The organism is Acidocella sp. (assembly GCF_028687955.1).
Taxonomy (GTDB): Bacteria; Pseudomonadota; Alphaproteobacteria; order Acetobacterales; family Acetobacteraceae; genus Acidocella.
The window spans coordinates 2,080-25,518 of the sequence record NZ_JAQTZC010000031.1 but is presented as its reverse complement, the minus strand read 5'-3'; the positions used below and the strand labels follow the sequence as shown (position 1 = coordinate 25,518).

Below are 23,439 nucleotides of genomic sequence, written 5' to 3'. Positions count from 1 at the left end.
TGAACAACCCCAGCACCTGCCCCGCCGCCAGCAATCCCGCCGCCGCCGCCGCATCTCCCGCCAGCGCCGCGTCAGCCAGGCTGTGCAAGCCCGCAATCGCCCCCGGCGTATTCAAATCGTCCAACAGAGGCTCCAGCACGCAAGTCGGAATTTCGCCCGCCGCGCGCAGTCCTTCATGCGCGGCAATCGCCCGGTAAAACCGGTCCAGCTCCCGCTTCGCCTCCACCAGCCCGGCCTGCGAAAAATCCAGCGTCGCCCGGTAATGTGTGCGCATCAACAAATACCGCACCGCCTCGCCAGGGGCGCTCTGCAACACATCATGCAGCACCAGAAAATTCCCCAGCGACTTGCTCATCTTCTCGCCGTTCACCAGCAACATGCGGTTATGCACCCACACATTGGCAAAATGCGACCCCGGAAACGCGCAGCATGACTGCGCGATCTCATTTTCATGATGCGGAAAAATCAGATCATCCCCGCCGCCATGAATGTCAAAATTCTCACCCAGATGCTTCCAGGACATCGCCGAACACTCGATATGCCATCCCGGCCGCCCGCGTCCCCAAGGGCTCGGCCAGCCCGGCAAATCATCCGATGAGGGCTTCCACAACACAAAATCGCCCGGATCGCGCTTATAAGGCGCCACATCCACCCGCGCGCCGGCGATCAAATCCTCTGGCGAGCGCCCCGAAAATTTCCCGTAATCAGCATCCGACGCCACCGCGAACAGCACATGCCCCTGCGCTTCATAAGCATGCCCGTTAGCGATCAAGCGCTGAATGATCTCGATGATCTCGCCCAGATGCTCCGTCGCCCGCGGCTCGATATCAGGCGGGAGCGCATACAGAGCCCCCATGTCCTCATGATAATAGCGGATCGGCCCCTCGGTCACCTGTACGATGTTCAAGCCCCGCTCACGCGCCCGGGTGTTTATCTTGTCGTCGATGTCGGTGATGTTCCTCACATACGTCACCTTTGGATACAGCCGCCGCAGCAGCCGGATCAGCACATCGAAAATCACCACATTGCGCGCATTGCCGATATGCGCGCGGTCATACACCGTCGGTCCGCATAAATACGCCCGCACATTGCCAGGGTCGATCGGCCTGAAAACCTCTTTGGTCCGGGTCCGGGTATTGTGCAGCAAAAGTTCGGTCATGCCTGCGCTCTTCGGCGAGTTTTTGCGGCAAATCAAGCCGCATTGATCTTTTCTCACCCCGCGCCCCAAATAGAGCCATGGAACAGATTCTCTCCCACATCGACTCAACGCTCGAAACCTCGCTGCAACGCCTGTTTGCCCTGCTGCGCATCCCCAGCATCAGCGCCCAGCCATCCCATGCGGGCGATTGCCGGCGGGCTGCCGGATGGGTGCGCGACACCCTGGCCGAAATGGGCTTTACCACCAGGCTCTCCGAGACCTCGGGCCTACCCGGCGTCATCGCCACCCATCTCACCGCAGGCCCCACCGCCCCGCATGTGCTCTTCTACGGCCATTACGACGTCCAGCCAGCCGACCCGCTGAACCTCTGGCACTCCGATCCGTTCGACCCTCAACTGGTTGACGGCCCGCGCGGCAAGCGCATCGTCGCCCGCGGCGCGGTGGATGACAAAGGCCAGGTTGTCAGCTTCCTGGAGGCCTGCCGCGCGCATCTGGCGGTCACCGGCAAGCTCCCGGTGCGCCTGACCATCCTGCTGGAAGGCGAAGAAGAATGCGGCAGCCCCTCGCTGGCCGAGCTTCTCACCAAGGAGCGCGAGAACCTGAAGGCCGATTTCGTCTTGGTCGCCGACACCAATATGTGGGATTTCACCACCCCCGCCATCACCACCTCGCTGCGCGGCCTGGCGGCGGTGGAAGTTACCATCAACGGCCCCGCGCGTGACCTGCATTCCGGCCTGTTCGGCGGCATTGCCCTCAACCCCATCAACGCGCTGACCCGCATCCTGGGCGATCTGCACGACGCCACCGGCCGCATCCAGATCCCCGGTTTTTACGATGGCATATCCCCGGTGCCCGAGGCGCTGCTCGCCTCCTGGACGCAGCTCGGCTTCGACCCCCAGGAATTCCTGGGTGACGTAGGCCTGCACACCCCCGCCGGTGAGCAGGAACAAGTTCCCCTGGCCCAGCTCTGGGCGCGCCCGACCGCTGACATCAACGGTATTTTTGGCGGCTATCAGGGCGAGGGCACCAAAACCGTCATCCCGGCCCAGGCGACGGCCAAGCTCACCTTCCGCCTCGTCCCCGGGCAAAACCCGCAGCAGATCGTGAAAAATTTCGAGACATTCATCACCTCTCGCCTGCCCCCTGACGCCAAAGCCACATTCAGGCACTTCGGCGCCGCGCCAGGATTCTCCATGGACCTGAACGCCCCCTTCATGCGCGCCGCGCGCGAGGCGCTGGCGGCTGAGTTCGGCAAACCGGCAGCACTGGTGGGCTGCGGCGCCTCAATCCCGGTGGTGGAAGCCTTCAAGACTCATCTGGGGCTGGAAACCCTGCTCGCCGGTTTCGGCCTGGATGATGACTGCATCCATTCCCCGAACGAAAAGTTCGAACTGGCTTGCTTCCATCGCGGCACCCGCGCGCATGCCCGCCTGCTTACCGCCTTCGCAAGTTAATTATAGCGAATGGCGTCCTCAATGTGCGAGACGCCGCCTGGATAGACCAGCGCCACATCAAAACGGGTGCATGGCCGCTCCCAACCCTCATGTGTGGCCAGGGCCACGCTGGCGGCCTCCAGCAACCGCGCCTGCTGCCTTGGCGAAACGGCGTACGCCGCCTCCGCCATGGTTTTGCGCGCCTTCACCTCAACGAACACCAGCACCTCCGCATTGGCCACCACGAGGTCTATTTCCCCCGCGGCCGTGCGCAGCCGTTGCGCCAAAACGCCAAACCCCTTGCTCCGCCAGTGCAACGCCACCTCATCCTCTGCGTTCCGGCCAAGAATTTCAGCGGCGCGGTGTTTTGCAAGCGATAAGGGCTTCAGGAATTCGCCATTAAGAGGTGCGGCATTTTGATTCATGCTTTCATCAAAGCCACAAATTAGTTAATTTTTGATTTACATTCCTCTTACGGCTGCCGCCAGGCGCCCCGCGACTCTCCGGCGAACTCTTCCGCCACGGCCAGCCCCAGCGCGAGCAGCACCGGCCCCAGAAAAATACCCAGCGCACCAAAGGCAATCGCGCCGCCCAACACGCCGATCAGGGTCAGCGCATAGGGCAGCGAGGCGCCCTTGGAGATCAGCCAAGGCCGGACGATCGAATCCGCGCCGCCCACGACCACGAAGCAATACACTGCCAGCATGACGGCGATGACCGGGTGACCCTGAGCCAGAAGATACAAGCAAAGCGGCACATAAACGATCACCGCGCCGGCGGGGACGATTGAGACCAGCCCCGCGAGGCTGGCCAGCAGCAGCGCCTGCGGCACGCGGGCAATCTCGAAGCCGATGGCATAGAGAATGCCCTGCATCGCCGCCGTACCCAGAATGCCGAACACCACGCCGCGCACCGTCGCCGCGACCAGAACGAAAAGATGCTCCACCCGGCTCTCATTCATGATGCGCACCAACAGCAGCCGGATACGCATGATGAACTGCTCCCCGGCCAGGAAAAAGAAATAAGAGATGAACAACGCCACCACCGTGCCGATCAACCCGTGCGCAATCTCACTCAGCAGCCGGATGCCCGAATGCGCCACGGTGCCCAGCACCGGCTGCATCGAAGCCGCGGCACCGCCCAGATCATCAGCCGAATTGTTCCAGAAATCAGTCAGGATGCTGCCCATTAGCGGAATTTTTGCCAGAAACGCGGGGGCCGGCGGCAGGCCGTTCAGGATCACATCCTGCACCCAGCCGCGCCCGGCGCGCGCCTCCTTGGCGACCACCAGCGCCAGATGCACCAGCGGCACCAACACTACTGTGGCCACAGCCAGGGTAATGAGAAACGCCGAGAGTGAGGGACGCACATAACGGCTGAACCCGATGTAAACCGGCCAGAGGCAATAAACCAGGATCGCGGCCCAGAGCATGGCCGGAAGAAACGGCCGAAGGATCAGGAAACACCCAAGGCCCAGGGAAACCGCCAGCGCGAGCAACAGAATTCGTTCAGATTTCATGGCTTTAGTTGATGCACCAAAACGCGCTCCTGACCAAGCGGCGCCATTTGTCAGCCGGCTACAAAATTCTCAGGATTCGTAATATTTTTGTATTTTTCGACAGTTGATGTATTAGTTGCGCAAATGTCTTTTTCAATTCACCTCAAGAGCCGATGACACGATCACGGCGCTGCACAGCGGCGAATTGCTGGAACAAGGGGAGCAACAATGCGTTTCAATGAAATTGGTCAGCAATTGCGCGCTTACCGGATGGAATCGGGATTGAAGGCGGAAGAAATTTCCGCCCGCCTGGGTGTCTCGCGGGCAGCACTTTACCGCTACGAGAAGGGCGAAGTCATTAAACTCGATACCGTCAATCGCCTGGCCGAGTTGCTGAAGATCTCCCCGCTCACGCTGCTGGGCATCGGAGTCGAGTATTACGCCAAGCCGGTTGGCTACATGGAGCGTATTCGCCAAATTGAGGAAACCTCTGACCAGATTTTGCAGGTATTCGGCCCGGTTTGTTACCTGATCTCATCTGAACAGTACGATTCGGTACTGGCCCAGATATTCGAGGAGCAAGCGGAGGCCATGGGAGCTGACCGCGCCGCCGCCCGTGCCGCCGCCGAACAGTTGCTGGGCGTGATGATGGCCCGCAAGCGCATGTACACGGCGCGCAAGCCTTCGATCATCGGGATTCTTCCCCCCGCCTCGGTTGAGAAGTTCCTCGCCGAGGGCATCGCCGGCAGCATTGTGGTGAGCGAGCGGTTGCGCCAGGCCGCGCGCGAGATAGCCGCGCGCGAGATGGAGTTGGTGGCGAATTTGATGGAGAGCGAGCCGATCGGCCTGCAGCTTGGATTGATGGCGAATGGCGAGCCGAACGGGCCGTTCACGCTGCTGCGCTCGCGTGAGCGCGCGACGCTCGCGATCAACCCGTTTCCGGCCGATGCGCCGCCGGGCCTGCAATCGGGCGTGGCGATGATCACCGGTGCGGAGGATGCCGTGGCCGCGCACCAGCGCGTGGCCGAGGTTGCCTGGCGTGAGGCGGTGAAAGGGGCTGCCGCCGCCGAGCGGGTGCGCGCCATCATCGCCGCCGCACGCGGTTGATGCCACCGCTCGTCACGGCAGCCTGGCTGGCGGACGCGCTGGGCAAGCCAGGCGTGCGGGTGCTGGATGCAACCTACTATCTGCCCAATGAGGCCAAGGACGCACGCGCGCTCTTCCTGAGCGGGCATATTCCCGGCGCGCGGTTTTTCGACCTCGATGATGTCTGCGACCATACCACGCCGCTGGCGCACATGCTGCCCGCACCTGCTGCCTTCGCCGCCGCCATAGCGGGGTTGGGCGTGAGCAACGCGGACGATGTGGTGGTCTACGATCAGCGCGGGCTGTTTTCCGCCGCGCGGCTGTGGTGGATGCTGCGCGTGTTCGGGCATGACAATGTTTCAGTGCTCGATGGCGGGCTGCCCGGCTGGGTGGCGGCTGGCCACCCCGTGCAAGCCGGCGAGCCGGCCGCCGCCGCGCCGGGCACCTTCAGCGCCACCTACCGGGGCCACATGGTGCGCGGGCTGGATGACATGCGGCGCAACCTGGAAACCAACGAGGCCCTGGTGCTGGATGCCCGCGCCGCCGGGCGGTTTGATGCCTCGGTGCCTGAGCCGCGCCCCGGCATGCGCGGCGGGCATATTCCGGGGTCTAAATCCTTGCCGTTCGGCGCCCTTCTCGAAGATGGTCATATGTTGGCGCCGCACCGCTTGCGAGAGATTTTCGCCGCTGCCGGGGTGGGGTCTGGGCGGGGTGTCATCACCAGTTGCGGCTCGGGCGTCACCGCCGCCGTTCTCACCCTGGCGCTGGTGGTTGCGGGCCTGCCGGAAGGCGCGCTTTATGATGGTTCGTGGTCTGAATGGGGCGCGCGCGATGACACGCCGGTCGAGGTTTAAATGACAAAAAAGATTGAGACAGCGCTGGTGCACGACGGGCGCAACCCAACCCGCTCCTACGGCTTCGTGAACCCCAAGCTCGTGCGCGGCTCGACCGTGCTCTACCCCGATATGGCAACCAAGCTCGAGACCGGCAAACATATTCTGGAGCCGGTTGAAATATATGGCCTGTGCGGCAACGAGACGCATTTTGCCCTGGAGAGCATGATCGCGCGGATCGAGGGCGGCACGCATTGCCAGGTCGTCGGCTCGGGGCTGGCTGCTATCACCGTGCCGCTGCTGGCGTATCTGAATGCCGGGGATCATATTTTGGTGCCCGATTCCGTATACGGGCCGACTCGCACCTTCTGCGAGCGCGTGCTGCGGCGCTACGGCGTCAGCACGAGCTATTACGATCCGATGGTGGACGAGGCGGCGACGCGGGCGATGTTCCAGCCCAATACCCGCGTGCTGTTCACTGAAAGCCCGGGCAGCCACACTTTCGAGGTGCAGGATATTCCCATGCTGGCGCGCGTGGCACACGCCGCCGGGGCGAAGGTGTTTCTGGATAATACCTGGGGCCTGCACCATTTCCAGCCGTTCACCCATGGGGTGGATGTCTCCATCCAGGCGCTGACAAAATATGCTGGCGGGCATTCGGACATCATCCTCGGCGCGGTGAGCGTGAACACCGATGAAGACTGGCATTGGCTGCGCCTGGGCGCGCTAGAGCTTGGCTCCTACGCATCGCCGGATGATTGCTGGCTGGCGCTGCGCGGGTTGCGCACGCTGCATGTGCGCCTCAAGGCGCAGGAGGCCGCGGCCTTGCGCGTGGCGCACTGGTTCGCGGCCAGGCCCGAGGTGGCGCGTGTGCTGCACCCCGCCTTGCCCGGCTGCCCGGGGCATGCGTTTTTTAAACGCGATTTCTCCGGCGCCTGCGGGTTGTTCGGTGTGGTGTTCCAGCCCGCCTATTCCGCCGAAGCGGTGGTGGCGATGATCGACGCGCTGCAACTGTTTGGCATCGGCGCGAGCTGGGGCGGGTATGAGAGCCTGGTGCTGCCGACCACGGGGACCATCAAGCGCACCGAGGGAACCGGCAATTTCGAGGGCAATCTGGCGCGCTTCCAGATCGGGCTGGAGAACGTCGACGACCTGATCGAAGATCTGGAGCAGGGGCTGGCGGCGTTGCGGGCCGCATGAGCGGATTTATTCCCCCGCTGCTCAGCGGGTTTTTGGGCACCATCGCACTCGCCTTTCTCATTGGGCTGGAACTGCATGCCTACCGGCGGCGCAGCGAAAGGCTGGCCGCCCCGGTGGCCCTGGGATTTGGCACCACACGCACCATCACCTTGCTGGCGGCGCTGGGCTATGTGCTCTGGGTGGTGGCACCGGTGGTGCCATTTTGCGCCGGGCTGGTGGTGGCGGGCGCGCTGCTGATGCTCGAATACTGGAAGCGTGTGCAGGCTGGCGACCCGGCGCTGCTGCCCACGGTGATCGCGCTGCTGGCCTATGCGCTGGGGCCGTTTGTGCTGGTGGCGCCGCTAGCTGTGGCCGCTGTGCTGGTGATTGTGATGCTGCTGGCGCTGGGCGAGCAAACCGAGATCCGCAAGCTCTCCGATGCCTTCCCCGCCGAAGAAGGCGTGACGCTGGCGAAGTTCTTTATACTCGCCGGGCTGATATTACCGCTGCTGCCGCAGGCGGTGATCCCCGGCCTGGCGGGCATTACCTATACCAAGGTGTGGACCGCGGTGCTGGTGATCTCGGGTATCTCCTACCTCGGGTATCTGGCGCATCATTACATATTCCCCCGCGCGGGCACGCTGCTGACCGGCGTTCTGGGCGGCATGTATTCCTCCACCGCGGCCACCGTGGTGCTGGCGCGCGCGGCGCGCGCGGAACCTGGGCAGGCCGCGCTGGCCCCGGCGGCGGTGTTGATCGCCACGGCCATGATGTATGCCCGGCTGATGGTGATGATCCTGCTGCTGGGCCATGCCGACGCCGCCCGCGCGCTGGCCCCGCCGTTTGCGGCACTGTTTATCCTCTCACTGGCGATCGCCTGGCTGCTGGCGCGCCGCGCCAAAAATGGCGCCGGACCGGAACATGCCGTTATAAGCGCAAATCCGCTGGACCTGCCCGTGGCGTTTCTGTTCGCGCTGCTCTTCGTGATGTTCGCGGCGGTAACCAACTTCGTGACCAGCAATTTTGGCGTGAACGGGCTGCATGTGCTCAGCTTCGCGGTCGGGTTCTCCGATATCGATCCGTTTATTTTTTCGTTGCTGGACGGAAAATTCCAGGTCGGCCGGGCGGCCATCGTCAGCGCGGTGCTGATCGCGAGCGGCAGCAATAATTTGTTGAAGGCGGGCTATGCGATGGGCTTCTCGCGCAGCAGGAAGATGCTGCCGGCGGCGGCGTGGCTGGCTGGGTCTATGGTTTTGTCCGTGGCCTATACTGTGTTTTTTTAGGTGCTCTCGCGGGTATAGGCGATGATGGAGAGATAGCTGATCGGCTGCGTCAGCAGTTTTTCCGGCCCGTGCGGGGCGGCGGAGTCGAACAGCAGGGCGTCGCCCGGGGTGAGATGATATGCCTGATCGCCATGGCGGTAGACCACCTCACCGCTCAGCATATAGATGAACTCCGTCCCCTCATGCTGAAAAGCCGTGTAGGATGCCGCATCCTCTTGCAGAGTGATAAGATATGGCTCGACCCTGAGCGTGCCGCCCAGGGCTGCGCCGAGCAGGCTGTATTGGTGCCCGGCCTTGCTGCCGCGGCGCTCGATGACCACGCCTGTACCGGCCTTGACGAACGAGCAGTCGCGCTTTTCCTCGAAAGAGGCGAAGAAATTGGTGATCGGCACGTTCAGCGCCAGGGCCAGGGCTTGCAACGTGGCGAGCGAGGGGGAAATCTGCCCGTTTTCGATTTTTGAAAGCATCCCCCCGGAAATACCGGAAGCGGCGGCAAGCTCGGCCACCGTGACACCGATTCGCCGCCGCAACATGCGGACCTGCACGCCGATCGCCTGCTCCAGGGTTTTCTCCACGGCCGCGGCGGCGGCGGAGCCGGTGGCATGAGACTCCACAACCGCTGCCGCCTTGAGCGGCTTAGCCCTGGAAGAGGCTTGATTTTCCGGAGCCGGTTTGGCTGAGACCTTACGCTTCATATGCGCGTCTTATGACGTGGAAGTTGAAAACGCCAGCGCTCTTTACACCCCAGCGGCGAGGCCCGCGCGCGTCTCAATTCGTTTTGCGGCGGTCAGGGTATTTCTCAACAAGCAGGCGATCGTCATCGGCCCGACCCCGCCGGGAACCGGGGTGAGAATACCCGCCACGCCGGCGGCTTCGGCAAAGGCGACATCCCCGACGAGTCTGGTTTTGCCCGGCATTTCGGCGGGAACGCGGTTGATGCCGACATCGATGACGGTGGCGCCGGGCTTGATCCAGTCACCCCGGATCATCTCGGGCCGGCCGACGGCGGCGATAAGAATATCCGCGCCACGGCAAATGGCCGCCAGGTTGCGGGTTTTTGAATGTGCGATGGTAACGGTGCAGTTTTGCGCAAGCAGCATCTGCGCGATCGGCTTGCCGACAAGGTTGGAGCGCCCGACGACCACGGCGTTCAGCCCGGCCATGCCGCCCAGGCGCGCGCGCAGCAGCAGGATGCAGCCAAGCGGCGTGCAGGGCACCAGCCCCGGCAGGCCGTTGGCCAGCAGCCCGGCGTTGGTGACGGTCAGGCCGTCAACATCCTTTGCCGGAGAAATCGCGGCGATGATCGCATCAGCGTCCAGATGCCGGGGCAGCGGCAGTTGCACAAGGATGCCGTGCACCGCGGCATCGGCATTAAGGCGCTGCACCAGCGCCAACAGATCGGCCTGCGTGGTCTCAGCGGGCAAGCGGTGCTCAAAGGAACGCATGCCAGCCTCCACCGTCTGGCGGGCCTTGTTGGCAACGTAGACTTTTGAGGCCGGGTCATCGCCCACCAGCACCACCGCGAGGCCCGGCTGAAATGAAAGTCCCGCGACCTCCGCCGCAATGCTTGCCCGCAGAGAGGCCGCAAAAGCCTTGCCGTCGATAATATCAGCCAAAATCATGCCTCCTCATCACGCGCCGCGCTCATACTCCCGCAGCCGCGCCCGAGGCAAACCGGCGCCGGGTCACCGGCCAGCCGGTAACATCCAACCCGGTCAGTTGTGAGAACGCCCGCACGTCATCGCCCAGCAGCCCGGCGATGTAATCCAGGTCTGCGGCATCGGGCTGCGCGGCCGGCGGGATGAATTCAAACGGCTGTTCGCGCTTTGGCGCCGTCGCGGCGAAGGGAGAGATGCCGAGAAAATCAGCAATTTTGCACAGCGCCCTGGCGTGGTCGTGCAACAAATCCTGCGAACGCAGGAACAACAGCTGTTCGCTCGGGAAATAGCGCAGCGCCCGCCGCACCTGCCCGGTGTAGAAGCCGCGTTCAAGGTAGGTGTAGATCCGCTGCGCGCGCGCCAGCGGCGGCACCCCCGCCAAGCGGGCGCGGCCGGCCCGTATCGCCTCGGAAAACGGCAAGGTCTCAAAACCGCGGGCATATTCCATGCACCAGTGCGACCAGGCGCGCTCGAAAGGGTCCCGGAAGAGATAAATCAGCCGGGCTTGCGGGTTATAGGCATGGATGCGCGCGATGGCGGGCGGCCAGAAGCCGTAGATGGGCGTGATGTCAAACCGCTGCCGCGCGCCATCACTGGCGGGGAAGAGAGCCTCCAGCGCCGGGTAGCCGGGCGCGGACCAGTCACGGGATTCATCGTCGAAAAAATGCAGCTCCTTTTGTCCCGGGGCGCAGAGGTCCGGGTGTTCGCGCAGATAGGCAAACAGGCTGGTGGTGCCGCCCTTCTGCACGCCGCAGCCAAAAATTGAGACCTTGCCCGGCAAAAATCAGCCGTCGCGGTTGGCGGCGGGCGCCCAGAGGACATCTCCGGCGCCCTGGCCGTTCTCCACGCGCGAGAGCACGAACAAGAAGTCTGACAAGCGGTTGAGATAGACCAGGACCAGCCGGTTCACGGCCTCGTGCGGGCTGGAAAGCAGATGCACCGTGGCGCGCTCGGCGCGGCGGACCACGGTGCGGGCCTGATGCAAAAACGCCGCCGCGGGCGTGCCGCCGGGCAGGATGAAGGAGTTGAGCGGCGCCAGACCGGCATTCAGCCTGTCGATCTGGGCTTCCAGCCAGTCCACCTGCGGCTGGGTGATGCGCAGCGGCGGGTATTTGGGAGCCTCCTCGATCGGCACGCAGAGATCGGCGCCGAGGTCGAACAGGTCGTTCTGGATGCGCGCGAGCAGCGCATCGCTCGCCGGGGTGGCGTGCAGGCGGGCCAGGCCGAGCACGGCGTTGGCTTCGTCGACCTCGCCGTAAGCGGTGACCCGCGCCGAGGATTTGGCGACGCGCGTGCCATCGCCAAGCGAGGTTTCCCCGGTGTCGCCGCCGCGGGTGTAGATTTTATCGAGTTTGACCATGGCGCCATTCAGCCACGGCCGGGCGGGCCGCGCAACCCGCGTTAAGCAACCGGGCTGCCGCGCCGGGGCGCGGCCCAGGCGGGGCGCGCCGGGCGGTAGCAGGGTTGCGGGTTGGCCGTGCTCAGCCGGTCCCAGTTGCGCAGGATAAGGTCTATCTTACGAAACACCACGGCGAGGTCCGCGAATTCGCGCTGTAGCCGCGCCGCCCGGGCCAAGTCACGGTGCGAGGGCTCGCCCGAGAGCAGCCGCGCCCCGGCGGAAACCCGGAGCGCACCTTGCGGCTCCGCGCAGCCGGGCTGGGGCAGCGGCACCGGCTGGCCGATATGGCAGATACGTGCGGCGATCTGCTGCTCGGCCGGGAACAGGGCCGAGAGATCGGTATTAAGCCAGAGATATACCTTGCGGGCCTCGGCCGGGGTGAGGCAGCGGCCCGGCGCGTGCGGGGCGCGCAGGGAGAAGGTGAAAATACTGTGCAGATGCTCCCAGGGTTCGGCCTGCGGGCCACGGTGGATTTCTGGCGTATCGAGCAGGCTGAGCGCGGGCTGGGCGGCCACCGCCGCGCGGACGATCTGGCCAAAGCCCTCCAGAATTGCGGCGCGCTGGGCCGGAGCCACGCGCAGCAGCGCCTGCATCTCGGCCAGGGCCGCGTGCCAGCGCAGGGCCAGGCCATAATTGCCGACCGGAGGCAAATTGGCGGCGGCGCGCGCGCGGGGGGGGAAGTCGTCACGGCCGAAATAGGCGTCCAGCCCGGCGGGAAGGCACGCGCTGGCCAGCCGGGCGGCGATGGCCGCCGGCAGCAAGGCGGCGCCGGCGAAGGGAGGGCCTGTGAAGAATTTGGAACCGGTGATGAGCACCACCGCGCCTAGCGCCAGATAGGCGCGCACCGAGGCGGGCGAGAGCCGGGCCTGGCAGGCGTCCACCACGATGTCGAACGCATCGCCGTACAACGCGCGCATCTGCGCCAGAAACGCCGGGCGGGGGGCGAGCAGCCCGGTTTTGGAGAGGTCCAGCGCATGCAGGATCACCCGTTGCCCCTGGGCCATGGCGTTTGCCATCACCGCGGCGGTTTCCGCCTCCACCACCGCCGCCGCGCGCAGGGCGCCGTCAGCCTCACGCAGAGGGATGTTGGCCAGCGCCGTATCCGCGCGGAACCCAGCGACGGGGGCCTGAAAGGTGACATCATGACCCAGGGCGGTATCCACCGCGAAATGCAGCCCGCGCGCGGCCATTGGCACGCCGCGCCCGGTTTCCTCCGGCGCGATGAGGATATTGAGGATCGGCTGCGCCGCGCCGGCGAGATGAGTCAACGCCAGGGCGAGCAATTCAGTGTCGGTGCCCGAGGCGGCGAGGATGATCTGCTCGTCCGGACGCAGGCCAAAAACCTTGGCAATGCCGCGGCGCACCGCATTGAGCGATTGGCGCACCGCGTTGCGGCTGGTGGTGCCGCGCAACAGCGCCAGCGTGGCGCGCAGGCGGGCGCGGTCAGCCGCGGTGTAGCCGCGCTCGGAGGAAGATGAAGCGGTGGAGGACGCAAAGGTGATCGCCCAGGGGCGCGGGCGGTGGCTGCAACCGTAGCCGTTGAGGGCGCTGCGCGGGTCACGCGCCAGGCGGATGTCGCCGCCGGTCTCCATCAGCCCCTCGGCGGTGCCCAGCAGCGGCCAGATGCGGCGGATGAGGGCGATCTGCGCCGCGGTGGCGGGGAAATGCGCGGCCAGAACCTCGGCGCCGGGAGCCACATCGGCCGCCATGGGGTGTACCCAGGCGGGCAGCGCGGCGCGCTCGGCCGAGGCCAGCGCCTCGGCCTCGGCCATGATGAACTGGGCGGCGGCGCGGGCGGCGGCGAGCGAGGCCAGGGCCGGGGCAATGCCGCGCGCGGAGAACCAGGCGCTCTCCAGCGCATGGCGCAGATAAAAGTCTGAAAGCCCGGGGTGTTCACCAGCCTGCGGCGGCAACGGGGCGCTAATTCCCTTAAAAACGGTAAATTCCGGTTGCTGGCGGATCGCCCCTGCAAGAAGATCACGCTCAATTTCCAAAAACGCCGCAGTTTGCATTTTCTCACCCGCTCCTGAACAGAGAGAGATTTAGTGTAAAGGCGATGAAAATGCCAATTTCATCCTCCAACTCCCGTTTTAAGGCCGGAATCGAGGGATAACCTCTCCACGCGACGGGCTGGAATGCCCAAAAGAACGGTTAACATTTGGCCCCTTCCCGTCTAAATCACCGCCAACGATTTCTCTAGGAGCAATATATTGGCGACGATGTATACCGAGACGGTGCTGACTGTCCGGCACTGGACTGACACGCTCTTCAGCTTCACCGCGACGCGCGATCCGGGCTTTCGCTTTATCAGCGGGCAGTTCACCATGATCGGCCTGAAGGTAAATGGCCGCCCGCTGCTGCGCGCCTACTCGATGTGCAACGCCAACCACGAGGAACAGCTTGAGTTCTTCTCCATCAAGGTGCCGGACGGGCCGCTGACCTCGCATCTGCAGAAGCTCGCCGTCGGCGATGAGGTTCTGGTGGGCGGCAAGCCGACCGGCACGCTGATCCAGGATAACCTGCTCCCCGGCAAAACGCTGTATCTGCTGGGCACCGGCACCGGGCTGGCGCCGTTCGTCAGCATCATCAAGGACCCCAACACCTATGAGTGCTACGAGCATGTGGTGCTGGTGCATGGCTGCCGGACCATCCCCGAACTCGCCTACGGCGAGATGATCGTCAACAGCCTGCGCGAACACGAGTTCTTCGGCGAGCTGGTGGCGGACAAGCTGCTCTACTACCCCACCGTCACGCGCGAGCCGTTCCGCAACACGGGGCGCATCACCACGCTGCTGGAGACCGGCAAGCTGGAGGCCGACCTCGGTCTGCCGCGCCTGAACGCGCAGAGCGACCGCGTGATGCTGTGCGGCAGCCCGCATATGCTGAACGATCTGAACCAGTTCCTGCTGGCGCAGGGCTTTCATGAGGGCAGCCACCACGGCGCGGGCGAGTTTGTCATCGAGAAGGCGTTCGTCGAGAAATAATACCAGTCAGCCTTAAGGCTGACTGGTATGCGCGCGGGGCTGGTGGGGCGGCCGCGCGCAAAAATAAGAGCTTATACCAGCCCGCCACCAAACCCAGAGAGTCAAGCTCTTGGCGGGCTGGTTTAACACCGGGAGGCCTGGCTATCGCAGACCCTGCGGGACGCGGCCTACGCGGTTGACGGGGTGCGCGACGGCGCCAACGCCCTGGAGAGCGCGCAAAGCCAGGAATACGGCGTGGTGCTGCTGGACCTGGGCCTGCCCGGCAAGGATGGAATGCAGGTGCTGCGCGCCCTCCGCGCGCGGTGAAATCCGGTTCCCATCCTCATCGTCACCGCCAGGGACGCCGTGGAGGAGCGCATCAGCGGCCTCGATGGCGGGGCCGGTGACTATGTGCTGAAACCGTTCGAGATGGCTGAGCTGCTGGCGCGCATGCGGGCGGCTCCCGCGGAGCTGAAGACAATGTTCAAGAATCTCGTGGAAAATGCGATCCAGCATTCGCCCGTGAACGGCCGGATCGACATACTGGTGCGCCGGGGGGCGGGGTGGGACGGTGGCGCGCGTTGATGTGTTTTTTCCCGCATGAGAGTGCGATCGTTCGGATGAGATTACACCGCGCGCTTTCTGAACAGCCACCCGGCGGCGGCCAGACTGACCAGTGCCAGCGCCGCCATCGGTAGGTATTGCGCCAGCAGCGAGGTAAAACTCGGGTGTTCCAGAAAGCTGCGGCGGATGATGACCAAAGCATAGCGCATCGGGTTGAGCCAGGTGAGGTTCTGGACGATGACCGGCATGTTTGAAATTGGCGTGGCGAAGCCGGAGAGGATGATCGACGGCACCATGAACAGGAACGCGCCGAGCAGGGCCTGCTGCTGTGTCGCGGCCAGTGACGAGATCATCAGCCCGATGCCGGTGTTGGCCAGCACGAACAGCAACAACCCTAGATAAAGCGGCGCCAGCCCGCCATGCAGCGGGACCTGGAACCAGAATACCGTGGCGAGAACAATGACGCTGCCTTCGGCCAGCCCGATAATCAGGCCGGGAATGGATTTGCCGAGCAGAATATCGAGCGGGCGCATGGGCGTTACCAATATCTGGTCAAACGTGCCCGCCTCGCGCTCACGCGCCACGGAAAGCCCCACCACCAGCAAGGTGACAACCTGGGTGAGCAGCGCCACGATGCCCGGAATGATGAACCAGTGGGAATCCAGATTGGGGTTGAACAGCGCCCGCGGGTCCAGCTGCGCCGGGGGCGATGGCAGGCCATGCGTGGCGGCCCATTGCTGGCTGTAATCAGCTATGATCGTATTGGCGTAGCCGAGAATGAGCAGCGCCGTGTTGGAGTTGCGGCCATCGACAATCACCTGCACCGGGGCGGCTTTTCCGGTTAGTAGGTCGCGGCTGAAGCGCGGGTCTATGACCAGCACCATTTCAACCTGGCGTGAATTGATCAGGGATTTTATCTCATGATCACTCTTGAGCGAGGCGACTTCGGTAAATGCCCGCGAGCCGGTGAAATGCGCCACCAGGTCCTGCGCGGCAACGCTGCGGTCCTGATCATACACCGCGAAGGGGACGTGGTTGAGATCAAAACTCGCGGCATAGCCGAACACGACCAACTGGATCAAAGGTGGGCCGATGAGCACCATGCGGCTTTTGGCATCCCGCAAAATGGCGAGAAATTCCTTGATGATGAGAGCGAGAACGCGGCGCGGCATTGTTCAGTCCAACCGTTTGCGCGCGGCCAGCCGCGCCACGCCGAGAAAAAAGATAGCCATGAGCAGCAAGGCCAGAAGATTGGGCCAGATGACCGGCCAGACCGTACCCGCGAGAAACAGGCTTTGCAGGATGGAGACGAAATACCGCGCGGCGACGATATGGGTGATCACCCGAATCGGCGCTGGCATGCTGCCGATATCAAAAATGAAGCCGGAGAGGATGAAGGCCGGCAGGAAGGTTGTGATGATCGCGATCTGCCCCGCGACAAACTGGTTTTTGGCAATGGTTGAGATCAGCAGCCCCATGCCCAGCGAGGCGAGCATGAACAGGCCGGCGGCCAGGGTGAGCACCAGCAACGAGCCATAAAGCGGGACGCCGAAGAGAAACACCGCAATGGTCACGGATACCGCCATGCCGCCCATGCCGAGCAGAAAATACGGCACCACCTTGGAGATCAGGATTTCGTGCATGCTGACGCGCGTGACCATCAACGCTTCCATCGTGCCGCGCTCCCACTCGCGGGCGATCACCAATGCGGTGAGCAGCGCGCCGGTCAGGGTCATGATGACGGCGATAAGCCCAGGCACCAGATAATCGCGGCTGCTGACCGCCGGGTTGAACCAGATGCGCGGCTCCACGTTGATTGGCAGCGGATTAGAGGCGCCGGCCAGATCAGCCTGCGAGGTGATCCAGTCCGCCCAGCTTTGTTGCACATAGTTTTCAACGAGGCGGGCGTTATTGGCGTTGATGCCATCGACATAGACGCCGATATCCGGACTTTTTCCCGCAGCCAGGCGGCGGGCAAAATCAGCGCGGAGCCAAACGAAGCCTTCAATCGTCTCATGCGAGAGGGCGGTTTGTGCGGCGGCGGCGTTGGGGAAATTCCGTGGCGCGAAATAAGGCGAGTTAGAAAACTGCGCGGTGAAGCTGGCGGCGGCGGCACTGGGTTGTTCCACCACGATGCCCAACGCTACATGTTTGGCATCGAGCGAGACGCCATAGCCAAACAGCAACAGCAAAATGGCGGGAAGCAGAAAGGCGATGGCGATGGAGGATGGATCGCGCAGGATTTGCAGGCTCTCCTTACGGATCAGCCCGCGCAGGCGCATCAACATTCCGGCCTTCATGCCGCCCCCACTGGCGCCGCGCTGCGGGCGGTATCCGCCTCGATCAGCGCCACGAAGGCGTCTTCCATGCTTGGGTCCGGGTGGGTCTCATCCCGGCAGGCGGATTTTAAGGACTCCGAAGTCCCTTCCGCCAGAACTTTCCCTTGCCCCATAATCACCAGGCGGTCGCAATACTCCGCCTCATCCATGAAATGCGTGGTAACCAGAACCGTGACCCCGGAATCGGCGAGCGCGTTGATGCGCTGCCAGAATTCGCGCCGGGCCAGCGGGTCCACGCCGGAGGTGGGTTCATCGAGAAACAGCACATCGGGCTCGTGCATCAGCGCGCAGGCCAGGGCCATGCGCTGCTTGAAGCCAAGGGGAAGATCACGGCTGGTGGCATCGCGCATTGGGGCCAGCTCGAATTCGCGCAGCGCCCAGTCGATGCGCGCGTTGCGCTTCGCACCGGTCAGCCCGTAAGCGGCGCTGAAAAAACGCAGATTCTGCAACACCGAGAGATCGCCATAGAGCGAGAATTTTTGCGCCATGTAGCCCAGCCGGCCGCGCGCCGTGGCGGCGGCGGTGCGCAGGTTGAAGCTGCCGACCCGCAAGCTGCCCGAGGTGGCGGGCAGCAGGCCGCACAACATGCGAAAGGTGGTGGATTTACCCGCGCCATTGGCCCCGAGCAGGCCAAATATCTCACCGCGTGCAACGGTGAAGCTGATGTCATCAACCGCGCAGAAATCCCCGAACCGCTTGAGCAGGTGCGAAACCTGAATCTCCATGCCGGGTTGCGCCGCAGGCGCGCGGGCCGCCACAGCTGGTTTGGCGGAAGTCGTGGGGGCAATTGCCGCGGCTGCCGCCTTGGCTTTCAGCAAATCGATGAACCGGTCCTCAAAACGCGGCGGCGCCGGCGTGATGACGGCATCCGTAAGGCCGGATTCGCGCACAATCCCGGGATGTATGCCCGCATCCAGCACCATCCGCACCGCCGCGCCCTGGATGATGGCGTCGGTGACGCCAGGGAGGCGCGATAATGCGCCCTGGAGCGCACGTTTGGACATGTTGGCCGCGCGCACCTGAAAACTGCGCCCGGCCATCGCCTGGGTGAATTGCGATGGCTTGCCCGCGCCGATCAACTTACCCTCATGCAGCAGCAGCACCTCGTCGCAGCGCTCGGCCTCATCGAGATACGCGGTGGAGAGCAGCACGCTCATACCCTGGCCGCGCACCAGATGATCCACGATTGCCCAGAGTTCGCGCCGGGAGACCGGATCGACCCCGACGGTCGGCTCGTCGAGCAGCAGCAGGCGCGGCGGCTGGATGAGCGTGCAGGCGAGGCCGAGCTTCTGCTTCATCCCACCGGAGAGCTTGCCCGCGAGCCGCGTGGTGAACGCCGCCAGCCCGGTCATATGCAGCAACTCGCCGTAGCGCGTGGCGCGGGCCTCCGGCGCGACGCCTTGCAGATCGGCATAGAGATCGAGGTTTTCCTGCACGCTCAGGTCTTCATAAAGGCCAAAACGCTGCGGCATATAGGCGATCATGCCCTGCACTTTCAGGGGGGCGGCGGCCACATCGGTGCCAAACACGCGGATCGCACCGGAATCGGCGCGCAGCAGCCCGGCGATCAGGCGCATCAACGTGGTCTTGCCCGCACCATCCGGGCCGATCAGCCCGATGACCAGCCCCGGCGCGGTGGTGGCGCTGACCGAGTCCAGCGCGGCCACGACGCGTTTGCCAATTTTGAAGCGCCGCGTGACTTGCTCCAGAACCAGCGGTGCGCCTTCAGTTTCCGGCGGCATCGCCACCGCATACGGCAGGGCCGCGCGGCGCATTGGCCGCGGCGGTGTGGGTTAGATCGAGCGTGACGCTCGCCGGCATGCCCAGGCGGAGCTGATTATGCGCATTGCAGACATAGACGCGCAGTTGATACACCAACTCGGCGCGCAGATCCGGCGTCTCCACATTCTTGGGCGTAAACTCAGCCGTGGGCGAGAGATAGCCGACCCAACCGTGATAGACCTTGCCCGGATAGGAATCCGTGGTGATATCCGCCGCCATGCCGGGGATGATTTTGCCCAGCGAGGTTTCCGGCACATAGGCGCGTACCCAGAGCGGGTTGGTCAACGCAATGGTGTAGACCGGTGTTTGCGGCGAGGCCATGTCGCCGGGTTCGAGAATCCGTTCTTCGATGATACCATCGGCGGGGGCGTAGAGTTTTGTGTCGGCAAGTTCCACGGCGGCAAGCCGGGCCTGCGCGGCGGCGGCATCAAACGCGGCCTGGGCGGCGGCGATGTCCTCCTGGCGCGGGCCTTTCACCGCCAGGATATAGGCTTGCCTGGCGGCCTCATAATTCTGTTTGGCGTTATCATAGGCGGCCTTGGCGTCATCACGCTGTTGGCGGCTGGCAGCGCTGGAGGGCACCAGGGCGGCATAGCGCTGATAATTGGCGGCATCGTTTTGATAGACCGCCGCCAGCGCGTCCATCTGCGCTTTGGCCTGCACGATCTGTTCCGGGCGCGTACCCGCCAGCAGCGCCGCCAGAATTTGTTTCTGGTTTGCCGCCTGCGCCTGCGCCGCCGCCAAGGATGCCGCATAACGCTGATCGTCCATCAGGGCGATTAACTCACCCTTGTGAACCTGATCGCCCTCCTGCACCAGCAACTTCGTGACAAACCCGTTATCATTGAGCGCGGCTTCAACCTCGCGAATGTCCACGTTGCCGTAAAAGGTTAGTTTTTCTGTCCTTGCGTTATTTTGCAGAAAATAAAAAACAGCGCCGCCAATGAGCAGTATGGCAAAAAAAACAGCCATAAAAATACGAATACGTTTAGACATGATCGCGATTATCCACCTGCTGTTGCCGGTTCACTGCGCGCCTGGGTTGCCGTGCAGGCTATGCCGCAACCAGCCATTTTGCAACGTCCGCCAGCTTTGGTGACCAGCACGGATCGCCAGCCATTCGATTCCCGCATTGCCGCCATTGCGCGATGCTGGACTCGTGAATTTTCAAAGAGGTGGTGCGGGCGGTCGGAATCGAACCGACACTCTGTCACCAGAACCGGATTTTGAGTCCGGCGCGTCTACCAGTTCCACCACGCCCGCAGATGGCTCTCCTATAGCGAGGCATCGGCCATCTGCCAAGATGACGCCTCGATGCCAATTCCCCTGCCCTTTCGTGCTCTTCCACCCGAATTTGGCGAACCGCGGCGCGGTACCTCGTTTGAGGCCTCGGCCAGAGGTCCCCGCGGCATTTCGCCGTTTTGGGGCCAGAACCAGATTTAGAGTGCGATGACTTCAGATTAACCCGCTTTGCGCGCCGAAAATCTCGCCCCAACGGCCATCCTTTAAGATGCGTTGGTCTGAAGGGTAAAATGAAATCAACCGGGTGCCTTGCACCCGCGCGCAGGTTTGGCTATAGCGCCCCCACTGGTCCCGAATAGCTCAGTTGGTAGAGCAAGCGACTGTTAATCGCTCGGTCGTAGGTTCGAGTCCTACTTCGGGAGCCAGTTACCCTCAAAAACCTTTGGATTAAACCAAAAATTGGCAGTGGAAACCAAAGCGCGCAGTGGCCTGCTTGTCCCTTTCGTCCGCGGCGCGATGCAGCGGATTTCAGGTAATACCAGTCAGCCTTAAGGCTGACTGGTATGCGCGCGGGGCTGGTGGGGCGGCCGCGCGCATAATCAAGAGCTTATACCAGCCCGCCACCAAACCCAGAGAGTCAAGCTCTTGGCGGGCTGGTATAACTTGAACGCTCTGCGTCAATCTAAACGCGGGTTGCTTTAAGCGGCGGGTTGGAGCTGGGCCAGTTTCACCAGATTGCCCAGTACATCCCGTGCGATGCCAACTCGGGCAGCGACATCCATATCGCGGGCGACGACGAGTTTCTGGTCCGGGCGGACCTTGAGCGTGCCGCCGCGTGAGGAAATCCAGGCGATGAGGCCGGCGGGATTGGCAAAATCGTTTTTACGGAAGGAAATGACCATGCCTTTGGGCCCGGCATCCAGCTTTTCCACACCGGCGGCGCGGCAGGCGCGTTTGAGCGCGACGGTCTCCAGCAGGTTCTCGACCTCGGCGGGGAGTTCGCCGAAACGATCGACAAGTTCGGCGGCCAGGGCTTCGCTCTCGGCATCCGAGGTGAGCGCGCCGATGCGGCGGTAGAGGCCGAGGCGAACAGGGAGATCGGAGACATAGGCATCGGGAATGAGGACCGGCAAGCCAAGGTTGATGTTGGGGGTCCAGTCGCGGTCCTCGGCTTTTTTACCCCGGCCTTCGGCGCGGATCGCGTTGACCGCGTCTTCCAGCATTTGCTGGTAAAGCTCGATGCCGACTTCGCGGATGTGGCCGGATTGTTCGTCGCCCAGCAGATTGCCCGCACCGCGCAGGTCGAGATCGTGCGAGGCGAGGGTGAAGCCGGCACCCAGCTGGTCAAGCGTTTGCATCACCTCCAGGCGTTTTTGCGCGGCGGCGGAGAGCTGGTGGTGAACCGGCCAGGTGAGATAGGCGTAGCCGCGCTGCTTGCCGCGGCCGACGCGCCCGCGCAGCTGGTAGAGCCCGGCAAGGCCGAACATATCGGCCCGGTAGATGATGAGGGTGTTGACGGCGGGCATGTCCAGCCCGCTCTCAACGATGTTGGTGGCGAGCAGGATGTCATATTTCCCCTCGCCGAACTCGGTCATCACGCGCTCGAGCTCGGTGGGGGCGAGGCGGCCATGGGCGGTGACGGTGCGGATGTCAGGCACGATATCGCGCAGGCGGGCGGCCATGGGTTCCAGATCATCCAGCCGGGGGACAACGCAGAAAATCTGCCCGCCGCGGAATTTTTCGCGGGCGATGGCTTCCTTTATGATGAGGCTGTCAAACGGCATGATGAAGGTGCGCACGGCCAGACGGTCAACCGGCGGGGTGGTGATGAGCGAGAGATCGCGCACGCCGGTGAGGGCCAGTTGCAGGGTGCGCGGAATGGGCGTGGCGGTGAGGGTGAGGACGTGGACATCGGCCTTGAGCTGCTTCAGCCGCTCTTTATGGGCGACGCCGAAATGCTGTTCCTCATCGACGATGAGCAGGCCGAGATCGGCGAAGGTGACGGATTTGGCCATGATGGCATGGGTGCCGATGACGATGCTTATGCTGCCGTCAGCCAGGCCCGCGCGCACGGCGGTGGCCTCCTTGGCGGTGACCATGCGCGAGAGCTGCGCGACTTTAACCGGCAGCCCCGCGAAACGGGTGGAGAACACCCGGAAATGCTGGCGGGCAAGCAAAGTGGTGGGGACCACGACGGCGACCTGGGTGCCCGACATGGCGGCCACGAAGGCGGCGCGCAGGGCGACCTCGGTTTTGCCGAAGCCGACATCGCCGCAGATGAGACGGTCCATCGGGCGGCCGGCGGCGAAATCTTCCAGCACGTCGGCGATGGCCTTGGCCTGGTCCTCGGTCTCAGCATAGGGGAAGCGGGCGCAGAATTCGGCAAAGGCGCCTTCATCGGCGCTGAGCAGCGGGGCCTCGTGCATCTGGCGCTCGGCGGCGAGGCGGATGAGACCGGCTGCCATGTCCTGAATGCGGTTTTTGGCCTTGGCCTTGCGGGCCTGCCAGGAGGTGCTGCCTAGTTTGTCCAGCGAGACGCCATCACCCTCCTGGCCGAAGCGCGAGAGCAGGTCGATGTTCTCGACGGGGAGGAAGAGTTTGTCGCCGCCATCGTAGAGAATGCGCAGGCAGTCATGCGCGGCGGCGTTGACGGTGAGGGTCTCCAGCCCATCGTAACGGCCGATGCCGTGGTCCTGATGGACGACGAGATCGCCCGCTGCGATTTCGGTGGCGTCGGCGATGAACTGGTCGGCGCGTTTGCGGCGCTTGGGCGGGCGGGCGATGCGTTGCCCGAGGAGGTCCTGCTCGGCGACCAGGGCCAGGCGGTCCATGATGAAGCCGCGCTCGATGCCAAGGACCGCGAGCGCCACGGTGCCTTTGGGCAGGGCGCGGGCTTCATCCGCGCTGGTGACGGGGCGGATGTCCTTGATGCCGTGTTCGCGCAGCATGAGGGTGAGGCGCTCGCGCGAGCCGGCACTCCAGGCGGCGAGGATGATGGTGCGCCCGGAGGCCGCCCATTTG

Annotated in this window: 21 protein-coding genes and 2 tRNA genes; 9 read left to right on the top strand and 14 right to left on the bottom strand. The window is 63.8% G+C overall.

The window, feature by feature from the left end:
* Window positions 1-1,159: cysteine--tRNA ligase (gene cysS, locus PHE40_RS05990; RefSeq protein ID WP_299959420.1), on the bottom strand; the 1,159-nt coding region annotated here is incomplete at its 3' end.
* A gap of 77 nt (window positions 1,160-1,236) precedes the next feature.
* Here cysS and PHE40_RS05985 point away from each other — a divergent pair.
* Entirely contained in the window at window positions 1,237-2,613 is a 1,377-nt protein-coding gene (locus PHE40_RS05985) for a dipeptidase (RefSeq protein WP_299959417.1), read from the top strand.
* Here PHE40_RS05985 and PHE40_RS05980 read toward each other — a convergent pair.
* Together PHE40_RS05980 and PHE40_RS05975 are read right to left on the bottom strand one after the other, a co-directional pair.
* Window positions 2,610-3,017, bottom strand: coding sequence for a YraN family protein (locus PHE40_RS05980; RefSeq protein WP_299959414.1), 408 nt, complete (start codon window positions 3,015-3,017; stop codon window positions 2,610-2,612). The two genes, PHE40_RS05985 and PHE40_RS05980, sit on opposite strands and share 4 nt — an antisense overlap.
* Before the next feature lie 47 nt (window positions 3,018-3,064).
* A complete protein-coding gene (locus tag PHE40_RS05975; RefSeq protein ID WP_299959411.1) occupies window positions 3,065-4,111 on the bottom strand; it encodes an AI-2E family transporter in 1,047 nt (348 codons plus the stop codon).
* Between the two features lie 207 nt (window positions 4,112-4,318).
* Here PHE40_RS05975 and PHE40_RS05970 point away from each other — a divergent pair, with 207 nt between their 5' ends.
* The 4 genes from PHE40_RS05970 to PHE40_RS05955 are packed head-to-tail and all read left to right on the top strand — an operon-like array spanning window position 4,319 to window position 8,471.
* Window positions 4,319-5,197 carry a helix-turn-helix domain-containing protein gene (locus PHE40_RS05970; protein WP_299959408.1) on the top strand — a complete coding sequence of 293 codons (879 nt, stop codon included), beginning with the start codon at window positions 4,319-4,321 and terminating at the stop codon, window positions 5,195-5,197.
* Window positions 5,197-6,030 carry a 3-mercaptopyruvate sulfurtransferase gene (gene sseA / locus PHE40_RS05965; RefSeq protein ID WP_299959405.1) on the top strand — a complete coding sequence of 278 codons (834 nt, stop codon included), beginning with the start codon at window positions 5,197-5,199 and terminating at the stop codon, window positions 6,028-6,030. The genes PHE40_RS05970 and sseA overlap by 1 nt, the downstream gene beginning before the upstream one ends.
* Entirely contained in the window at window positions 6,031-7,209 is a 1,179-nt protein-coding gene (gene metC / locus PHE40_RS05960) for a cystathionine beta-lyase (RefSeq protein WP_299959402.1), read from the top strand.
* Window positions 7,206-8,471, top strand: coding sequence for a DUF4010 domain-containing protein (locus PHE40_RS05955; RefSeq protein WP_299959399.1), 1,266 nt, complete (start codon window positions 7,206-7,208; stop codon window positions 8,469-8,471). Before metC ends, PHE40_RS05955 begins: the two co-directional genes overlap by 4 nt.
* On the opposite strand, the gene PHE40_RS05950 is transcribed toward PHE40_RS05955, so the two are convergent.
* The 5 genes from PHE40_RS05950 to PHE40_RS05930 form a co-directional block, all read right to left on the bottom strand.
* On the bottom strand, window positions 8,468-9,085 hold the full coding sequence (locus tag PHE40_RS05950; RefSeq protein WP_299959396.1) for a helix-turn-helix domain-containing protein: 618 nt from the start codon (window positions 9,083-9,085) through the stop codon (window positions 8,468-8,470). The genes PHE40_RS05955 and PHE40_RS05950 overlap by 4 nt on opposite strands.
* Before the next feature lie 123 nt (window positions 9,086-9,208).
* A complete protein-coding gene (gene folD / locus PHE40_RS05945; RefSeq protein ID WP_299959393.1) occupies window positions 9,209-10,093 on the bottom strand; it encodes a bifunctional methylenetetrahydrofolate dehydrogenase/methenyltetrahydrofolate cyclohydrolase FolD in 885 nt (294 codons plus the stop codon).
* 22 nt (window positions 10,094-10,115) lie between these two features.
* Window positions 10,116-10,910: a sulfotransferase gene (locus PHE40_RS05940; RefSeq protein WP_299959390.1), complete on the bottom strand. Its 795-nt coding sequence runs from the start codon at window positions 10,908-10,910 to the stop codon at window positions 10,116-10,118.
* A 3-nt stretch (window positions 10,911-10,913) separates the two neighbouring features.
* The gene (locus tag PHE40_RS05935; protein WP_299959388.1) at window positions 10,914-11,489 is read right to left on the bottom strand and encodes a cob(I)yrinic acid a,c-diamide adenosyltransferase; all 576 of its coding nucleotides are present in this window, start codon (window positions 11,487-11,489) and stop codon (window positions 10,914-10,916) included.
* Window positions 11,490-11,530: 41 nt separating this feature from the next.
* Complete coding sequence (locus tag PHE40_RS05930) at window positions 11,531-13,540, bottom strand: hypothetical protein (protein ID WP_299959385.1); 2,010 nt, start codon at window positions 13,538-13,540, stop codon at window positions 11,531-11,533.
* Between the two features lie 207 nt (window positions 13,541-13,747).
* Here PHE40_RS05930 and PHE40_RS05925 point away from each other — a divergent pair, with 207 nt between their 5' ends.
* From PHE40_RS05925 to PHE40_RS05915, 3 genes are all read left to right on the top strand, one after another.
* A complete protein-coding gene (locus PHE40_RS05925; RefSeq protein ID WP_408838688.1) occupies window positions 13,748-14,512 on the top strand; it encodes a ferredoxin--NADP reductase in 765 nt (254 codons plus the stop codon).
* A gap of 153 nt (window positions 14,513-14,665) precedes the next feature.
* A complete protein-coding gene (locus PHE40_RS05920) occupies window positions 14,666-14,818 on the top strand; it encodes a response regulator (RefSeq protein WP_299959423.1) in 153 nt (50 codons plus the stop codon).
* A 39-nt stretch (window positions 14,819-14,857) separates the two neighbouring features.
* A complete protein-coding gene (locus tag PHE40_RS05915) occupies window positions 14,858-15,076 on the top strand; it encodes a hypothetical protein (protein WP_299959379.1) in 219 nt (72 codons plus the stop codon).
* A gap of 41 nt (window positions 15,077-15,117) precedes the next feature.
* Here PHE40_RS05915 and PHE40_RS05910 read toward each other — a convergent pair whose 3' ends face one another.
* The 5 genes from PHE40_RS05910 to PHE40_RS05890 all read right to left on the bottom strand — a co-directional run bounded on the left by PHE40_RS05910 (window position 15,118) and on the right by PHE40_RS05890 (window position 20,439).
* Window positions 15,118-16,227, bottom strand: a complete 1,110-nt coding sequence (locus PHE40_RS05910; protein ID WP_299959376.1) for an ABC transporter permease — start codon at window positions 16,225-16,227, stop codon at window positions 15,118-15,120.
* A 3-nt stretch (window positions 16,228-16,230) separates the two neighbouring features.
* On the bottom strand, window positions 16,231-17,355 hold the full coding sequence (locus tag PHE40_RS05905; RefSeq protein WP_299959373.1) for an ABC transporter permease: 1,125 nt from the start codon (window positions 17,353-17,355) through the stop codon (window positions 16,231-16,233).
* Complete coding sequence (locus PHE40_RS05900) at window positions 17,352-19,169, bottom strand: ATP-binding cassette domain-containing protein (protein WP_299959370.1); 1,818 nt, start codon at window positions 19,167-19,169, stop codon at window positions 17,352-17,354. The genes PHE40_RS05905 and PHE40_RS05900 overlap by 4 nt, the downstream gene beginning before the upstream one ends.
* The gene (locus PHE40_RS05895; protein ID WP_299959367.1) at window positions 19,120-20,172 is read right to left on the bottom strand and encodes an efflux RND transporter periplasmic adaptor subunit; all 1,053 of its coding nucleotides are present in this window, start codon (window positions 20,170-20,172) and stop codon (window positions 19,120-19,122) included. The genes PHE40_RS05900 and PHE40_RS05895 overlap by 50 nt, the downstream gene beginning before the upstream one ends.
* A gap of 180 nt (window positions 20,173-20,352) precedes the next feature.
* Window positions 20,353-20,439: transfer RNA gene (locus tag PHE40_RS05890), tRNA-Leu, on the bottom strand.
* 328 nt (window positions 20,440-20,767) lie between these two features.
* Here PHE40_RS05890 and PHE40_RS05885 point away from each other — a divergent pair.
* Window positions 20,768-20,843 (top strand) — tRNA-Asn (locus PHE40_RS05885).
* A gap of 273 nt (window positions 20,844-21,116) precedes the next feature.
* On the opposite strand, the gene mfd is transcribed toward PHE40_RS05885, so the two are convergent.
* Window positions 21,117-23,439 (bottom strand): transcription-repair coupling factor (mfd, locus tag PHE40_RS05880; RefSeq protein ID WP_299959364.1); only part of this gene is annotated, 2,323 nt, incomplete at its 5' end.